The organism is Streptomyces similanensis, assembly GCF_039543625.1.
Classification (GTDB): Bacteria; Actinomycetota; Actinomycetes; order Streptomycetales; family Streptomycetaceae; genus Streptomyces; species Streptomyces similanensis.
This window is the reverse complement of the sequence record NZ_BAABKC010000097.1, coordinates 1-15,829: the sequence shown is the minus strand read 5'-3', so window position 1 is coordinate 15,829 and position 15,829 is coordinate 1. Positions and strand designations below refer to the sequence as shown.

Below are 15,829 nucleotides of genomic sequence, written 5' to 3'. Positions count from 1 at the left end.
CCGTCCGGCAGTGGGTAGGGGCGCGCCTGACTGGCCGTTGGTACGCGCCGGGGGCGTGGAGCGTTCAGTCAGGTGTGTCAACTCGCCCCACGCGGGCGGGGCTCACCCCCTCAGACGCACTCACTCACCGCCACCACTCGACTGCTCTGCGTCGACACTCGGGCGGGGCACGGGAGCGGAATCCCTGCTTCAGGGAATCTGCACAGCGCGTGCCCAGCGAGGTCACCGCGCGCGGCGGATCTGCACAACCGCCGCCTCCGTGGCACGTGTTCCACGCGGTGTGCGCGCTCGTCGGCGCGCGGGCAAGGGTGTGCGTGGGCCGATGCCGCGCGACATGTGAAGAAGTGGCCGACGACTCGTGCCCGCACATCCACGCGAGAGGCTCCCGGATCGACAAGTCCGCTGGTGAGAGCCCTGCGTGAGTGGAAGCCGCGGGTGGCGCCGTGCTTTGATCCATCGCACCGCAGGGGCCGGCCGGGACGCTTGGGAATCAGGTGGCCGGCGCCCGTGGCCGGCGGCCGTCCGCACCTGTGCGGCGGGGCCGTTTCCCCCCTTGTAGAAACCCCCACACGAACGAAGGGAAGTTCCCCATGAACTCCACCCCCCAGGTCGAGACCGCCGAGATCTCGGACGCCGAGCTCGACACCATCTCCGGCGGCCTGTCCGTGAACGCCCTCGGCACCGTCACCGGCCTGGTGGACGGCGTCGCCCCGGTGTCCGGCCTGGTCGACACGGCCGTCGGCACCGTCGAGGGTGTGACCGGTCTGAACACCGCCCCGGTCACCAACCTGGTCGCCGGTCTCTGAGCGCACCGCGCCGCCGCCGAGGCCCCGGAGCCGTACGCCGGTTCCGGGGCTCTCGGACGTCCTGAGGAAGCCTCTCCCGATCGTCTCTCTCCAGGTGAGGGAAGTCCCGTGCAGTTCCGTCAACAGGCCCTCGCCAGGCTCCAGTCGCCCGAGGAGCTGGACCTCCCGGTCCGGCTCGCCCGCCCCCGGGGCGCTCTCGTGCTGGCCGTCACGCTGGTCGCCCTGGCCGCCGCCTGCGGATGGGCGGTGACCGGTTCCGTGGCCGGCACGGTCACCGCGCCGGCCGTCCTCACCCACGCTCAGGGCAGTTACGTGCTCCAGAGCCCGGTCGCCGGGCAGGTCACGGCGGTGCTCGCCGAGGAGGGCGAACGGCTGCCCGCGAACGCGCCGGTGCTGAAGGTCAGTACCGCGCGGGGCGAGGCGGTCGTGCGGACGGTCGCCGCCGGCCGGATCACCGCGCTGGCCGCCGCCCTCGGGCAGATCGTCTCGACCGGTTCGGACGTCGCCGCCGTCGAGAAGGTGACCCGCGCCACGGACCCGCTGTACGCGACGGTGTACGTCCCCGAGCGGAGCGGCGCCTCCGTCCCGGTCGGCGCGGCCGTCGACCTGACCGTCTCCTCCGCGCCCGCCGAGCGCTACGGCGTGCTGCGCGGCCGGGTCCGGTCGGTGGACCGCACGGCCCAGTCGGCCCAGCGGATCGGCGCGTTCCTCGGAGACGCCCGGCTGGGCGCGCAGTTCGCCGGCCGGGGGCGGCCCGTCGCCGTCCTGGTGCGGCTGGACGCCTCGGCCGCCACCAAGAGCGGCTACCGGTGGTCGTCGGCGGACGGGCCGCCGTTCCGGCTCGACTCCATGACCCTGGCCGACGCCTCGATCCGGCTGGCCGCCCGGCACCCCGTCGACTGGCTGCTGCCGTGAGCGCCGTCCGGCGGACCCGGGGCCGCCGCCGCGCCGCGCCGCCCCGGCGCACCGTCCCGCGACCGCGCGTCCGGGCCGTGCGCACCCCCACGGTGCTCCAGATGGAGGCCGTGGAGTGCGGCGCCGCCTCGCTGGCCATGGTGCTCGCCCACTACGGCCGCCATGTCCCGCTGGAGGAGCTGCGCATCGCCTGCGGCGTCTCCCGCGACGGCTCGCGGGCGAGCAACCTGCTGAAGGCGGCGCGCGGTTACGGCCTGACCGCCAAGGGCATGCAGATGGACACCGCCGCCCTCGCGGAGGTCAAGGCCCCGGCCATCCTGTTCTGGGAGTTCAACCACTACATCGTCTACGAGGGCCGGGGCCGCCGCTTCGGCCGGCGCGGCGTGTACGTCAACGACCCCGGCAAGGGGCGCCGGTTCGTGTCCATGGAGGACTTCGACGCTGCCTTCACCGGTGTGGTGCTGGTGCTGGAGCCGGGCGAGGACTTCACCAGGGGCGGGCGCAGGCCGGGCATCCGGGGCGCGCTGCCGGCCCGGCTGCGCGGCACCGCGGGCGCGCTGCCGGTGGCGGTGCTGGCGAGCCTGCTGCTGGTGGCGGTCGGCGCGGCGGTGCCCGCGCTCAGCCGCGTCTACATCGACACGTATCTCATCGGCGGCCAGTCCTCGCTGCTGGGTGTGCTGTTCGCCGCGATGGCCGCGTGTGTGCTGTTCACGGTCGCGCTGACCTGGTTGCAGCAGGCCAACCTGCTGCACGGGCGGATCGTCTCCTCCACGCTCACCGGCGCCCGCTTCCTGCGCCATCTGCTGCGGCTCCCGGTCACGTTCTACGCCCAGCGCAGCCCGGCCGACCTGGTGCAGCGGCTCCAGTCCAACGACGCGGTCGCCGAGACCCTGGCCCGCGACCTGGCCGCCGCCGGGGTGGACGCGGTGGTCGTGGTGCTGTACGCGGTGCTGCTCTACACCTACGACCCGCAGCTGACCGCCGTCGGCATCGGGGTGGCGCTGCTCAACATCGTGGCGATGCGGGTGGTGGTGCGGCTGCGCGCGACCCGGACGGCGAAGCTGCGCGCGGACACCGCCCGGCTGACCAACACCGCCTACACCGGCCTGCAGTTGATCGAGACGATGAAGGCGACCGGCGGCGAGGACGGCTACTTCCGCACCTGGGCCGGGCAGCACGCCACCACGCTGGAGGAGCAGCAGCGGCTCGGGGTGCCGAGCGCCTGGCTCGGGGTGGTCGCGCCGACGCTGGCCACGGTCAACAGCGCCCTGATCCTGTGGATCGGCGGGATGCGGGCCGTGGAGGGGCACATCTCGGTGGGTCTGCTGGTCGCCTTCCAGGCGCTGGTGGCCCGTTTCACCGCCCCGCTGACCCGTCTGAACGGCGTCGCGGGCCGCGTCCAGGACTTCGCGGCGGACGTGGCCCGGCTCAAGGACGTGGAGGACTTCCGCACCGATCCGCCGCACACCCGCTCCGGCGCGGGCGACTCGACGCGCCGGCTGCGCGGCCACGTCGAGCTGGAGAACGTCTCCTTCGGCTACAGCCCGCTGGACGAGCCGCTGCTGCGCGGCTTCGACCTGCGGGTGGGGCCGGGGCAGCAGGTGGCGCTGGTCGGCGGCTCGGGCAGCGGCAAGTCGACGGTGTCCCGGCTGATCTCGGGCCTGTACGCGCCGTGGGAGGGAGTGATACGTGTCGACGGGCGGCGGCTGGCGGACATTCCGCGCGGGACGCTGGCCGCGTCGGTGTCCTTCGTCGACCAGGAGGTGTTCCTCTTCGAGGGCACCGTCCGCGACAACGTCGCCCTGTGGGACCCGTCGATCACGGACGAGGCGGTGGTGGAGGCGCTGCGCGACGCCGCCCTCTACGACGACGTCGCCCGCCGTCCGGGCGGCATCCGCGGCAAGGTGGCGCAGGACGGCCGCGACCTCTCCGGCGGGCAGCGTCAACGCCTGGAGATCGCGCGGGCGTTGGTGCGCCGGCCGAGCATCCTCGTGCTGGACGAAGTGACCAGCGCCCTGGACGCGGAGACCGAGCAGGTGGTGATGGACAACCTGCGGCGGCGCGGCTGCGCCTGCGTGGTGATCGCGCACCGGCTGTCCACGGTGCGCGACAGCGACGAGATCGTGGTGCTGCGGCACGGCACGGTCGTCGAACGCGGGCGGCACGAGGAGCTGTTGGCGCGCGGCGGTGCGTACGCCGCGCTGGTCGGGGAGCGGTGAGATGACGGGGACGACACAGGTGCGGGAGAGCGATCCGGTCCTCGGGGCGCTCGGCTCGCTGGGCGCGCCCGTGGAGTGCGCCGGTCTGAGCCGGCTGGATCTGGCGGGCCCGCAGGCGCTCTGGCTGGTCACGGCGGGCGAGCTGGACCTGTTCGCGGTGGACGCGGAGCAGCAGGGACACTGGCACCACCTGGGCCGGCTCGCGGCGGGCTCGCTGCTGCTGGGGCCGGCGCCGGGTCCGCGGCACACGCTGGTCGCGCGGCCGCTGCGCGACTGCGCGGTGCGCCGGATCGCGCTGCGCGAGCTGTACCGGCCGGCGCCCGCCGAGGCGTGGTCGTGGGACGAGTTCGGCCGGCCGCGGGACGTGCCGCCGCGGAGCGGCCCGGTGGAGTACGCGCTCGCGCTCGGCCTCGGCCGCAGCCTGTCGGTGCTGTTCCAGGCGCCGCTGGCCGGGCAGGGGCCGGCCGTGCCCGCCGACGACGAGGTGTTCTGGATGCAGGTGCCGCCGGGCAGCGTCCAGTACGGGGCGCTGTACGGCGCGGAGGCGGCCGCCGATCTGCTGATGGACCCCGCCGTGTGGCAGTCCGTGGTCGACCAGCAGCACCGGCTGCTGACGGCGCTGGACCGCTGGATCGAGGAGCTGGAGCGGGCTCACGAGACGCGGACGGCCGCCGGGATCGCGGCCGGCGAGGCGGTCCGGGCCCGGGCCGACCGGACGCTGCTGGCGTCGATGGGCCGCTCCCCCGCCGGTCCGGTCACGGCCGCCGACGCGGACGCCGTGTACGCGGCCTGCGAGCTGGTCGCCCGGGACGCCGGGATCACGCTGGCCGGTCCGCCGCGGCCCGGCACGGTCGGCGACCGGCTCGATCCGGTGGAGCAGGTGGCGCTGGCGTCCCGGGTGCGCAGCCGGGCCGTACGGCTGGAGGGCCGCTGGTGGCGGGAGAACACCGGGCCGCTGGTGGGCCGGCGGGCGCCGTCGGGGGCGCCGGTGGCGCTGCTGTGGCGGCGCGGCCGCTACACGGCCGTGCATCCGGCGACCGGGCGCGCGAGCGCGGTCGGGCCGGGCGACGCCGGGCAGTTCGAGCCGCGCGCGGTGATGTTCTACCGGCCGCTGCCCGAGCGCCCGCCCGGTCCGCTCGCCCTGCTGCGGTTCTGTCTGCGCGGCAGCCGGGGCGATCTGCTGAACTTGCTGATCAGCGGGCTGGTGACGGTGGCGCTCGGCGCGCTGGTGCCGGTGGCGACGGGCCGGGTGCTCGGTCAGTACGTGCCGCGGGCCGAGCGCGAGCCGATCGCGCAGGTGTGTCTCGCGGTGCTGGTCAGCGGCGTGGTGGCGGCGGCGTTCCTGCTGCTGGAGAACCTGACCGTGCTGCGCCTCGAGGGCCGGGTCGAGGCCGCGCTCCAGCCGGCCGTCTGGGACCGGCTGCTGCGGCTGCCGACGCGGTTCTTCACCGAGCGGTCCACCGGCGAGCTGGCGAGCGCGGCCATGGGGGTGAGCGCGATCCGCCGGCTGCTGGCCGGGGTCGGCCCGGTGGTGGCGCAGTCGGCGACCGTGGGGGCGATGAACCTGGTGCTGCTGTTCTGGTACAGCGCCTCGATGGCGTGGGCGGCGGTCGGCATGCTGGTGGTGATCGCGGCCGTGTTCTCGGGTCTCGGGCTGTGGCAGGTGCGCTGGCAGCGGCGGCTGGTGGTGCTTACCAACCAGCTGAACGACCAGGCCTTCCAGACCCTGCGCGGGCTGCCGAAGCTGCGGGTGGCCGCCGCCGAGGACTACGCGTACGCCGCCTGGGCCGAGAAGTTCGCCCGGGGCCGCGCGCTGCAGCGGCGGGTGGGCGGGATCAAGAACGTGACGACGGTGCTCGGCGCGGTGTACCTGCCGGTGTGCACGCTGGTGATGTTCATGCTGCTGGCCGGTCCGGCGCGCGGCTCGATGTCGGCGGCCGCCTTCTTGACCTTCAGCACCTCGGTGACGATGCTGCTGACCTCGGTGACGTCGCTGACCGGGGCGTTCGTGTCGGCGGTGGCCGCGCTGCCGCTGCTGGAGGAGATCCGGCCGGTGCTGGAGGCCGCACCGGAGGTGTGCGCGGCGAGCACCCGGCCGGGGCCGCTGTCCGGGGCGATCGAGGCGCGGCGGCTGTCGTTCCGCTACGGCGACGACGGGCCGCTGGTCCTGGACGACGTGTCGTTCGAGGCGCGGCCGGGCGAGTTCGTGGCGGTCGTCGGGCCGAGCGGCTGCGGCAAGTCGACGCTGCTGCGGCTGCTGATCGGCTTCGACAAGCCGCTGTCCGGGAGTGTGCTCTACGACGGCCAGGACCTGGCGGCGCTGGACCGCTCGGCGGTGCGCCGGCAGTGCGGGGTGGTGTTGCAGCACGCCCAGCCGTTCACGGGCTCGATCCTGGACGTCATCCGGGGCGCCGAGCCGTGTTCGCCGGAGGAGGCGATGGCGGCGGCCGAGCTGGCGGGGCTGGCCGAGGACATCCGGCGGATGCCGATGGGGCTGCACACCCTGGTCGCGGGCGGCGGATCGGTCTCCGGCGGGCAGCGGCAGCGTCTGATGATCGCCCAGGCCCTGGTGCGGCGGCCGCGGCTCCTCTTCCTCGACGAGGCGACCAGCGCCCTGGACAACGCGACGCAGCGGATCGTGATCGACAGCACCCGGGAGCTGAACGCCACCCGGATCGTCATCGCGCACCGCCTGTCGACGGTGCTGGACGCCGACCGGGTCGTGGTGCTGCGGGAGGGCCGCGTCGTGCAGCAGGGGCCGCCGGCCGAACTGCTCGCGCACGAGGGCGGCCCGCTGCGCGAACTGGTGCGCCGCCAGCTGGTCTGAGGAACCGGCCGCTTCGGCCGCGGCACCGGACGGGAATGAGCCGTTCCTGCGTCGTTCATCTGCCGTTCGGCCGCCGGTGGTCGTGTCGTCAGGCGTACGGACCGGCAGGGCGGGTACGGACCCGGCCATGCGAATCAGCGTGGTGGACGTGGGGTCGAACACGGTTCGGCTGGTGGTCGCGGACGCGGCGGGCGGGGTCCCGTTGCCGGTCCACACCGCCAAGTGGCGGCTGAGACTCTCCCAGCAGGTCTCCCCCGGGCAGGCCATACCGCCGGACGCGGTGCGGAGTCTGGTCGAGGCGGTCGGGGAGGCGGGCGAGACGGCGGCCCGGTGGGGCGCGGCCGGTCCGCTGGCCTTCGCGACCACCGTCGTGCGCGGCGCCCCGAACCGGCTCCAGGTGCTGCGCGCGGTCCGGGCCGGCACCGGGGTGGAGCTGTGCACGCTGCCCGGGGAGGTCGAGGGCGAGCTGACGTTCCTGGCGGCGCGGCGCTGGGCGGGCTGGCGGTCCGGGCCGCTCGCGCTGCTCGACATCGGCGGCGGCTCGCTGGAGGTGGCCTTCGGGCGGGGCCGGCTGCCCGACTTCGTGGCCTCGCTGCCGCTGGGCGCCGGCCGGCTCACCCACGAGTTCCTCGCGGCCGGGGACCCGCCCTCGCCGGAGCAGCTCAAGGCGCTGCGGCGCAGGGTGCGCCACCAGCTGCGGGACGCGGCCGCCCGGATCCGCTGGGAGGGCCCGCGCACCGCGGTGGTCACCTCGCGTACGTTCCAGCAGCTGGGCCGGCTGTGCGGGGCCGCGCCCGGACGGCAGGGGCCGTTCGTGGAGCGGCGGCTGCGGCGCGGCGAGCTGCGCCGGGCCGTCGACCGGCTGGCCGCCCTGCCCGCCGCCGAGCGCGCCGCGCTGCCCGGCATCTCCGCGCCGCGGGCCGCGCAGAGCCTGGCCGGCGCGGTGGTCGGGCACACGGCGATGAAGCTGACCGGGCTGAAGACCGCCGAGATCTGCCCCTGGGCCATCCGCGAGGGCGTGCTCCTGCGGCACCTGGAGGACGGTCCGTCCTGGTGGGCGGGCGTGTCCCGGCTGGACGAGGACGCGGCGCCGCCGGACCCCGTGCCGCTGCGGATCGCGAGCGCCGCGCCTTAGCGCCGGTGCCATAGGGCGCGCGAAGACGGGAAGACGTACCGGACCCGACCCGAGGCAAGGAGCGAGCATCATGGCCGACAACCACGGCAAGCAGCAGCACGACCACCCCGAGACCGCGCTGGGCGAGGTCCTGCGCGAGTTCGAGAAGGCCGAGACGGACGTGGACGAGGCCGGCGACCGGCGGCACCGGGGCGAGGCCGCCGAGGCGATCACCCCGAACACCCGGGCGGAGGAAGAGGCCCAGGAGGAGTCCGGGGGCCGCTGAGCCGGCCGCGATCACCCGGCGGATGGCGGCAGGCGCTCCGGGTACCCGGAACCCATGGACGACGCACACCGAGGACCCCAGCTGCCGCCCGCCCGGGGCCCGCTCTCCGCTGCCGTGACGGCCCACCTGCTCGACACCGGCCCGCTTCCCCGCCCCGCGGACGCCGCCGCCGCCGACCCGTACGGCGACGACCTCCAACTGGCCCTGTACCTGTGCTACGAACTGCACTACCGGGGCTTCGCGGGCGTGGCCGCGGCGCGGGAGTGGGACCCGGACCTGCTGCGGGTGCGGGCGGCGCTGGAGGACCGCTTCCTGACCGCCCTGCGCGCCGACACCCCCGGGCACGCGAGCCTGGACGAGGCGCTGGGCGAGCTGCTGGTCGAACCGGTCGACGGCTCCGGTGTCTCGTACCACCTGCGCGACGAGGGCGAGCTGTGGCAGGTGCGCGAGTACGCCGCCCAGCGCTCCCTGTACCACCTCAAGGAGGCGGACCCGCACGCCTGGGTGCTGCCGCGGCTGTGGGGGCGGGCCAAGGCGGCGATGGCGGCGGTGGAGTTCGACGAGTACGGCGGCGGCCGCGCCGCCCGGGTGCACGCCCGGCTGTTCGCGGACCTGATGACGGACCTCGGGCTGGACACCGCGTACGGCCGCTATCTGGACGCTGCCTCGGCGGAGGCCCTGGCCACGGTGAACATGATGTCCCTGTTCGGGCTGCACCGCGCGCTGCGCGGGGCGCTGGTGGGGCACTTCGCCGCGGTGGAGATCACCTCCTCGCCCGGCTCGCGGCGGCTGGCCGAGGCGATGCGCCGCACCGGCGCCGGTAAGGCGGCCGAGTTCTTCTACGACGAGCACGTGGAGGCCGACGCCGTGCACGAGCAGGTCGTGCGCCACGAGGTCATCGCCGGGCTGCTGGAGGAGGAACCGCACCTGGCCGCCGACATCGCCTTCGGCGTCGACGCCACCGGATACCTGGAGGACCGGCTCGGCGGCCGGCTGCTCGGCAACTGGCGGGCGGGCCGCTCCTCGCTGCGCGTTCCGCTCACGGCGGAAGCGGTCGGCGCCTGCTGATATTCGCCGGACCGCGGGGTACTCGCGTGGCGTGAGTGAACTGGTACTTCCGGGCGTCTACGCCCCGCAGGACGACACCGCTCTGCTGACCGAGGTCCTGGGCGACGAGCCGCTGCGGCCCGGCGCGCAGGTCCTGGACGTGGGCACCGGGAGCGGCGCGCTCGCGCTGGCGGCCGCCCGCCGCGGGGTCGAGGTGACGGCGGTCGACGTGTCCCGGCGGGCGGTGTGGAGCACCCGCCTCAACGCCTGGCTGCGGCGGCTCCCGGTGCGGGCCCGCCGCGGCAACCTCTTCGGCCCGGTGCACGGGCAGACGTTCGACCTCATCCTCGCCAATCCGCCCTACGTCCCGGCCCCCGCCGCCCGCCACTCCCCCCGTGGCAGGGCGCGAGCCTGGGACGCGGGCTGCGACGGCCGCGAACTGCTGGACCGGATCTGCCGGGACGCCCCCGCGCTGCTGCGGCCCGGTGGAGTGCTGCTGATCGTGCACTCGGCGCTCAGCGGCCCCGACCCCACCCTGGACCTGTTGCGCGGGGCCGGACTCAAGGCCGCCGTGGTGCGCCGCCGCTGGATCGCCTTCGGGCCGGTGCTGCGGGCGCGCCGGGACTGGCTGCGCGAGCGGGGTCTGCTGGACTCGGGCGACGAGAAGGAAGAGCTGGTGGTGATCCGTGCCGAACGACCCGTGTGAGAGCCGCGAGGACGCGTGCCCGACTCCGCCGGCCGCCCGGGTCACCATGCAGCGGCAGGGGCCCATCCTGGTCGACGGCCCGGTCGAGGTGGAGCTGGAGGACGGCACCACCGTCTCCTCCGACCGGTTCCGGGTGGCGCTGTGCACCTGCCGCCGCAGCCGCCGCTACCCGTGGTGCGACACCAGTCACCGCAAGCGGGTGTGACGCGGGGCGCGCGGAAGTCGGGAGGACAGGACGACAAGATGTCAGGGATCGGCGGGAGGCCCCACTCCGCCCGCCGATCCCTGTCGCGGGATCACCCTCGGTTCCCTCGCCGGGCCACGCACTCCCCAGTCACGTGGCCCATGGTGCCGCGCGGAAACCGTGCGATCCCGGCTCTAGAACGCGAAGACGCTCGTCATGGCGGCGTTCTTCACGCATTCGTTGGCGAAGGTGCGCTCGAAGGTCACCCGCTTGCCCTGCCAGACACCGGCGGCGGTGACCACCACGGGGTTGTACTCCTTGGTGCACAGCACGTCGCCGCCGGCGGTCAGGGCGGCGAAGTCGCCGCCCACGGTGCGCAGTTCGGCGCACGCGTCGGGTGCGGCGGGGTGTGTCCCGGAGGCCGTGGGGGCGCAGGTGAGGGTGACGGCGCGTTCCGGGGTGGCGGTGGCGGCGTCGGGTCCGTGGCCGACGGTGAGCACCAGGGCCGAGGGGGCGTACAGGGAGGCGGGGGCGGCGGACGGGGCGGCGAGGGCGGCCCCGGTCAGGGGTCCGCAGACGGCGGTGGCCGTCAGACCGAGGGTCGCTGCCCAGCGCGCGGTGTTCCGCATTGTGTGCTTCCTTCCGCAGGTTCGATGAGAGATGCCCGTCCGGCGCGATCGGTGCCGGACCCGGCGAGCGGGAGTCTGCCGAGTCCGGCACCGAAACTCACATCGAACCCATGGGTTTCGGTAACCTTGCGTATTGAATCAGTGGCGTGAAGTCACGGAATTCGAACGTGCAAACCCCGGAACCACGGGCCCGCCGGGTGTGAGATCCGGCCTGATGGCGTGTTCTCCCGTGTTCCGCAATCGACTGGAAACACTCCCGTCATACGCGCCGGAACGCGCTCGGCGCGGTCAGATCTCCCAGGAGCGCAGCCGGTCCGCCGCCCCGTAGACGTCGGTCTTGCCGGACATCAGGTCGCGGGCGAGGTCGACCAGGGCGCCGTAGGGCGGGTCGATGCCGACGCCGCTGGCGTACATGTAGGCGACGGCCGTGGCGCAGGCGAAGCGGGCGTTGGCCGAGGGCAGCGGTTTGAGCAGGGCGAGGGTGTGCAGCAGGGCGGCGGCCCGCCAGGCGGGGTCGGAGTCCACGCCCAGGCGCGGCGGGTCCACGCGGTGGCGGGCGACGGCGGCGACCAGGGCCGAGAAGTCGTTGACCGCGGGCTGGTCCGGAAGTACTTCCTCGTGGCGCTGGAGCAGCCAGGGAACGTCGATGTGGATGACGGGGGTCATCGGTCAGGCGGCTCGTCCCTCGCCCCGGGTGGGCGGTTCGTCGTCGGGGAACGCGGCGGCGAATTCCTCGGCGTGGCCGGCGAAGAACCGGCGGAAGGCCTCGGCGCCCTCCTGGAGGGCCCGGTGCCGGGCTATGTCGGCGGCGGCGGCCTCGCGCACGAGCGCCTTCATCGACGTACCGCGTTCCTTGGCGATCTGCCGCAGGTCCTCTAGCTCGCGGTCGCTGAACTCCACATTGAGCGCTGGCATACTCCAAACGGTACCGCGCGGGCACTTTCACGTAAATAGCCGCAGGTCACAGCGGTGGCACCACGGTACCGGAGAAGGCGTGCACCGGGCCGCCCGGCCCGGGCGGGCGATCGGCACGGCGGAGCGCGCGCCCCGGCGCACCGTCGGGCGTGCGCGCCGGGGCGGACGGCCCGGGCGCGCCGCAGCGCGGTCGCGCGCCGGGAGACCGCCCGGCGCCGGACACCGCGAGGGGGGCCGCCGACCGCGCGGAACGGGTACGCACTAGGCTGGATCGCGAGTGACACACGTCTGATCACTGTGGGTGTGCGCGATGGAGTGGCGACGATGAGCCCGGTGTATCCGTTCGACGATGCCGCCACGGCCCGGGCCGTCGTCGACGAGCGGGGTCTGCTCGCCGAGTGGAACGAGGGCGCGCGCCGGCTGCTCGGCTGGACGCCGCAGGAGGTCGTGGGCGGACCGGCGGCGCGGCTGCTGGCCGGCGACGCGCCGGCCCCCGCCCTGCCCGGGGAGCGCCGCTGGAGCGGCACGCTGCACCTGCGCCACCGCGACGGGCACACCGTGCCCGTGTGGGTGCTGGCGCACCACCGGCGGCCCGCGGACGGCGGCGACTGGCTGCTGGTGACCCCGCTGGAGGGCGGACCGCCGCCCCAACCGGACGACCCGCTGCTGCGGGCCCAGCTGACGCAGTCGCCGTGCGCCGTCGCGGTCTACGACGACCGGCTGCGCCTGCACGCCGCCAACGACGCGATGGCGGAGGTGATCGGCGTCCCCGGGGAACACCTGCGGGGCCTGCGCCACCCCGAGATCGGCGGCCGCTCGCACAGCGAGGACATCGAGGCGCACATGCTCCGGGTGCTCGCCACCGGCCGGGGGCACGACGTGCGGACGTACGTCCCGGTCGGCGGCGACGACCGGCTGAGCGCCTGGCTGGCCCGGGTGTCCCCGGTCAAGGACGCCGACGGCCGGGTGCTCGGGGTGTGCGTCGCCGTGCACGACTTCACCGAGCAGTACCGCTCCCGTGAACGCCTCCAGCTCGTCAACGAGGCGAGCGCGCGCATCGGCACCACGCTCGACGTCACCCGGACGGCGCAGGAACTCGCCGACGTCTGTGTCCCCTCGCTCGCCGACTTCGTCAGCGTCTACCTGGTGGACCCGCCCGAGCACGGCGGCGAACTGCCCAGCGGACCGCTGAAGGTCCCGGTCTCCCTGCGCCGCGTCGCGCACCGCTCAGCCGATCAGGGCGATCCCGAGGCCATGTTCCCGCCCGGCAGGAGCGAGGTGTATCCGGCGGTCTCGCCGCAGGGCGCCGCGCTGCTGGCCGGCCAGCCGATCGTGGTGTCCGAGAAGTCGGGCGACCTGGAGAAGTGGCTCGCCTGGGACCCCGAGCGCGTCCTGCTCGCCCGGCGCCTCGGCGTCCACTCCACGATGTCGGTGCCGATCCTGGCCCGGGGCGTCACGCTGGGCGTCGCCGTCTTCACCCGCTTCCGGCACCCGCACCCGTTCATGCCGGACGACGTGCTGCTGGCCGAGGACGTCACGGCCCGGGCCGCCGTCTGCGTCGACAACGCCCGCCGCTACTCGCGCGAGCGGGAGACCGCGCTCGCCCTCCAGCGCAGCCTGCTGCCGCGCTCGCTGCCGCGCACCGCCGGCGTGCAGGCGGCCTCGCGCTACCTCCCGGCGGCGCGCGCCGACGTGGGCGGCGACTGGTTCGACGTGATCCCGCTGTCCGGGATGCGGGTGGCGCTGGTGGTCGGGGACGTCATCGGGCACGGGGTGCGGGCCTCGGCCGCCATGGGCCGGCTGCGCACCGCCGTGCGCACCCTCGCCGACATCGACCTCGCCCCGGACGAGCTGCTCACCCATCTGGACGACGTGGTGGTGCGGATGTCGGCCGAGGACGGCGGCGACGGTCCCGGCGAGGTGGGCGCGACCTGTCTGTACGCCGTCTACGACCCGATCTCCCGGCGGTGCACGCTCGCCCGCGCCGGGCACCCCTCGCCGGTGCTGGTGCCGCCGGACGGGCCGCCGCACCGGATCGAGCTTCCGGCGGGGCCGCCGCTCGGCCTGGGCGGACTGCCGTTCGAGTCGGCGGTGCTGGAGCTGCGCGAGGGCAGCGTGCTGTCGTTCTACACCGACGGGCTGCTGGAGAGCCGGGAGCGGGACGTGGAGGCCGGGCACCGGCTGCTGTGCGCGGCGCTGGCCGGCGAGGCGGACTCCCTGGAGGAGACCTGCGACCGGGTCCTGCACGCCCTGCTGCCCGGCGGCAGCGCCGGCGACGACGTCGCCCTGCTGCTCGCCCGCACCCGGGGCCTGCCCGCCTCCCAGGTGGCGACCTGGGACATCCCCGGCGACCCCGCGCTCGTCGCCCCGATCCGCAAGCAGGTCGTCGAACAGCTCGACGACTGGGGGCTGAGCGTGGCGGCGTTCACCGCCGAACTGGTGGTCAGCGAGCTGGTCACCAACGCCATCCGCTACGGCGCCGCGCCGATCCGGCTGCGGCTGATCCACGACGAGACCCAGCTGATCTGCGAGGTGTCCGACACCAGCAACACCGCCCCGCACCTGCGCCGCGCCAAGACCTGGGACGAGGGCGGCCGCGGCCTGCTCCTGGTCGCCCAGCTCACCCAGCGCTGGGGCAGCAGGCACAGCCTGGAGGGCAAGACCATCTGGGCCGAGCTGAGCCTGCTCGACGGGGAGTGAAAGCGGTTCGCCCGGTCGGCCGCTGTGCGGTGCCGGCCGGTCAGGCCCCGCCCGCCAGCCAGGGCCGTACCTGGCGGCGGGCCTCGTGCAGCCGGGACTTGAGGGTGCCGAGGGGAATGCCGGCCCGCTCGGCGGCCTCGGCGTACTCCAGCTGGCAGATGTCCCGGTAGACCAGCGGCGCCACCAGGTGCGGATGCTCCCGTTCCAGGCGCTCCAGCGCCTCCAGCAGATCGATCCGGGAACCGGCGATGACGCTGGTGGTACGCGGGTCGACGTGCCGCTCCGGCTCGATGACGGCCGGGTGCTCGGCGGCCCGCCGCTTCAGCTCGCGGTACTTCTGCCGGCAGCAGTTGGCGACGACCGTGTAGAGCCAGGTGCTGAACCTGCTGCGTCCCTCGAACGTGCTGATCTTCCGGGTGACCTGCCACAGCACGTCCTGCGCCGCCTCCTCCGCGTCCTCGCGGCAGGGCAGGAAACGCCCGCAGCGCCGCAGCAGCTCGGGCCGCAGCTCGGCAAGAAGCTCCTCCAGTGCCGCGCCGTCACCGGCGGCGGCGCGCCGGGCGAGTTCTTCGGTCGGCGCCGCGTCCGGCACGTGGGGCCTCCTTGGAGTCGATCTCAGGGCAGGCATGATAGTCGTATGCACTCCGTCGAGCGGATCGGCCGCTACCGGCTCGAACGGCGCCTCGGCGCCGGCGCCTTCGGCACGGTGTGGCTCGCCCACGACGACGACCTCGAAGCGCCGGTGGCGGTGAAGGTCCTCGCCGAGAACTGGGCGCACCGCCTCGATGTGCGCGAACGGTTCCTGGCCGAGGCGCGGCTGCTGCGCAAGGCGGGCTCGCCGCGCGTGGTGCAGGTGCACGACATCGGGGAACTGCCCGACGGCAGGCCGTACTTCGTCATGGAGTACGCCGACGCGGGCACCCTCGCCGACCTGCTCGCCGAAGGCGCCCTGCCGGTGCCGGAGGCGCTGCGGCTGACCGCGCTGGCGGCCCGCTCCGCGCACGCCCTGCACGAGGCGGGCATCTTGCACCGGGACGTCAAGCCGAGCAACGTCCTGCTGCGCACCGCGCCCGACGGCACGCGGCGGGTGCTGCTCGCCGACCTGGGGCTGGCCAAGAGCCTGGCGCAGGCCTCCGGGCTGACCCTGGCCGCGGGGTCGGAGGGCTACCGGCCGCCGGAGCAGGCCGAGCCCGGGGCGGGGATCGACGCGCGGGCGGACGTGTACAGCCTGGGCGCGGTCGGCTACGAGCTGGTCACCGGCACGGTCCCGGCCGCGCCGGGCAAAGTGGTGCCGCCGGAGCGGCTGCGGCCGGACCTGGCGCCGGACGTGGCGCGCACGCTGATGCGCGCCCTGGAGCCGGACCGCGAGCGGCGCTGGCCCAGCGCCGAGGAGCTGGCCCGGGAGCTGGAGGACTGCGCGGCGACGGCCGCCGCGGCCCGGCGGCGCGGGTGGCGGGCCCCGGGCGCCGGCCGGCCGCGCG

General features: G+C 74.9%; 15 protein-coding genes. 11 read left to right on the top strand and 4 right to left on the bottom strand.

Annotation, left to right across the window (positions count from 1 at the left end; genetic code table 11):
- Positions 1–590: 590 nt before the first annotated feature.
- From ABEB07_RS29615 to ABEB07_RS29575, 9 genes are all read left to right on the top strand, one after another.
- Positions 591–806, top strand: coding sequence for a type A2 lantipeptide (locus ABEB07_RS29615; protein WP_345671160.1), 216 nt, complete (start codon positions 591–593; stop codon positions 804–806).
- Positions 807–914: 108 nt separating this feature from the next.
- A complete protein-coding gene (locus ABEB07_RS29610; RefSeq protein WP_345671159.1) occupies positions 915–1,721 on the top strand; it encodes an HlyD family efflux transporter periplasmic adaptor subunit in 807 nt (268 codons plus the stop codon).
- A complete protein-coding gene (locus ABEB07_RS29605; RefSeq protein WP_345671158.1) occupies positions 1,718–3,940 on the top strand; it encodes an NHLP family bacteriocin export ABC transporter peptidase/permease/ATPase subunit in 2,223 nt (740 codons plus the stop codon). Before ABEB07_RS29610 ends, ABEB07_RS29605 begins: the two co-directional genes overlap by 4 nt.
- A gap of 1 nt (position 3,941) precedes the next feature.
- Complete coding sequence (locus ABEB07_RS29600; RefSeq protein ID WP_345671156.1) at positions 3,942–6,767, top strand: NHLP bacteriocin export ABC transporter permease/ATPase subunit; 2,826 nt, start codon at positions 3,942–3,944, stop codon at positions 6,765–6,767.
- Between the two features lie 127 nt (positions 6,768–6,894).
- Positions 6,895–7,902 (top strand): Ppx/GppA family phosphatase, encoded by a 1,008-nt coding sequence (locus ABEB07_RS29595; protein ID WP_345671155.1) that lies wholly within the window; start codon positions 6,895–6,897, stop codon positions 7,900–7,902.
- A gap of 70 nt (positions 7,903–7,972) precedes the next feature.
- Complete coding sequence (locus ABEB07_RS29590; protein ID WP_345671154.1) at positions 7,973–8,167, top strand: hypothetical protein; 195 nt, start codon at positions 7,973–7,975, stop codon at positions 8,165–8,167.
- Between the two features lie 54 nt (positions 8,168–8,221).
- Positions 8,222–9,235: an iron-containing redox enzyme family protein gene (locus ABEB07_RS29585; RefSeq protein WP_345671153.1), complete on the top strand. Its 1,014-nt coding sequence runs from the start codon at positions 8,222–8,224 to the stop codon at positions 9,233–9,235.
- Between the two features lie 31 nt (positions 9,236–9,266).
- Positions 9,267–9,920 (top strand): HemK2/MTQ2 family protein methyltransferase, encoded by a 654-nt coding sequence (locus ABEB07_RS29580; RefSeq protein ID WP_345671152.1) that lies wholly within the window; start codon positions 9,267–9,269, stop codon positions 9,918–9,920.
- Positions 9,901–10,125: a CDGSH iron-sulfur domain-containing protein gene (locus ABEB07_RS29575; protein WP_425589093.1), complete on the top strand. Its 225-nt coding sequence runs from the start codon at positions 9,901–9,903 to the stop codon at positions 10,123–10,125. Before ABEB07_RS29580 ends, ABEB07_RS29575 begins: the two co-directional genes overlap by 20 nt.
- Before the next feature lie 173 nt (positions 10,126–10,298).
- Here the strand turns inward: ABEB07_RS29575 and ABEB07_RS29570 are convergent, their stop codons facing one another.
- The 3 genes from ABEB07_RS29570 to ABEB07_RS29560 all read right to left on the bottom strand — a co-directional run bounded on the left by ABEB07_RS29570 (position 10,299) and on the right by ABEB07_RS29560 (position 11,648).
- Positions 10,299–10,733, bottom strand: a complete 435-nt coding sequence (locus ABEB07_RS29570) for a protease inhibitor (RefSeq protein WP_176151498.1) — start codon at positions 10,731–10,733, stop codon at positions 10,299–10,301.
- A 288-nt stretch (positions 10,734–11,021) separates the two neighbouring features.
- On the bottom strand, positions 11,022–11,399 hold the full coding sequence (locus tag ABEB07_RS29565; protein WP_345671149.1) for a toxin Doc: 378 nt from the start codon (positions 11,397–11,399) through the stop codon (positions 11,022–11,024).
- Between the two features lie 3 nt (positions 11,400–11,402).
- A complete protein-coding gene (locus ABEB07_RS29560; protein WP_027758336.1) occupies positions 11,403–11,648 on the bottom strand; it encodes a hypothetical protein in 246 nt (81 codons plus the stop codon).
- Positions 11,649–11,972: 324 nt separating this feature from the next.
- Between ABEB07_RS29560 and ABEB07_RS29555 the strand changes: the two genes are divergently transcribed.
- On the top strand, positions 11,973–14,348 hold the full coding sequence (locus ABEB07_RS29555; protein WP_345671147.1) for a SpoIIE family protein phosphatase: 2,376 nt from the start codon (positions 11,973–11,975) through the stop codon (positions 14,346–14,348).
- Between the two features lie 40 nt (positions 14,349–14,388).
- Here ABEB07_RS29555 and ABEB07_RS29550 read toward each other — a convergent pair whose 3' ends face one another.
- Complete coding sequence (locus ABEB07_RS29550; RefSeq protein ID WP_345671146.1) at positions 14,389–14,940, bottom strand: RNA polymerase sigma factor; 552 nt, start codon at positions 14,938–14,940, stop codon at positions 14,389–14,391.
- Positions 14,941–14,985: 45 nt separating this feature from the next.
- Between ABEB07_RS29550 and ABEB07_RS29545 the strand changes: the two genes are divergently transcribed.
- On the top strand, positions 14,986–15,829 hold an 844-nt coding region (locus tag ABEB07_RS29545), incomplete at its 3' end, for a serine/threonine-protein kinase (RefSeq protein ID WP_345671144.1).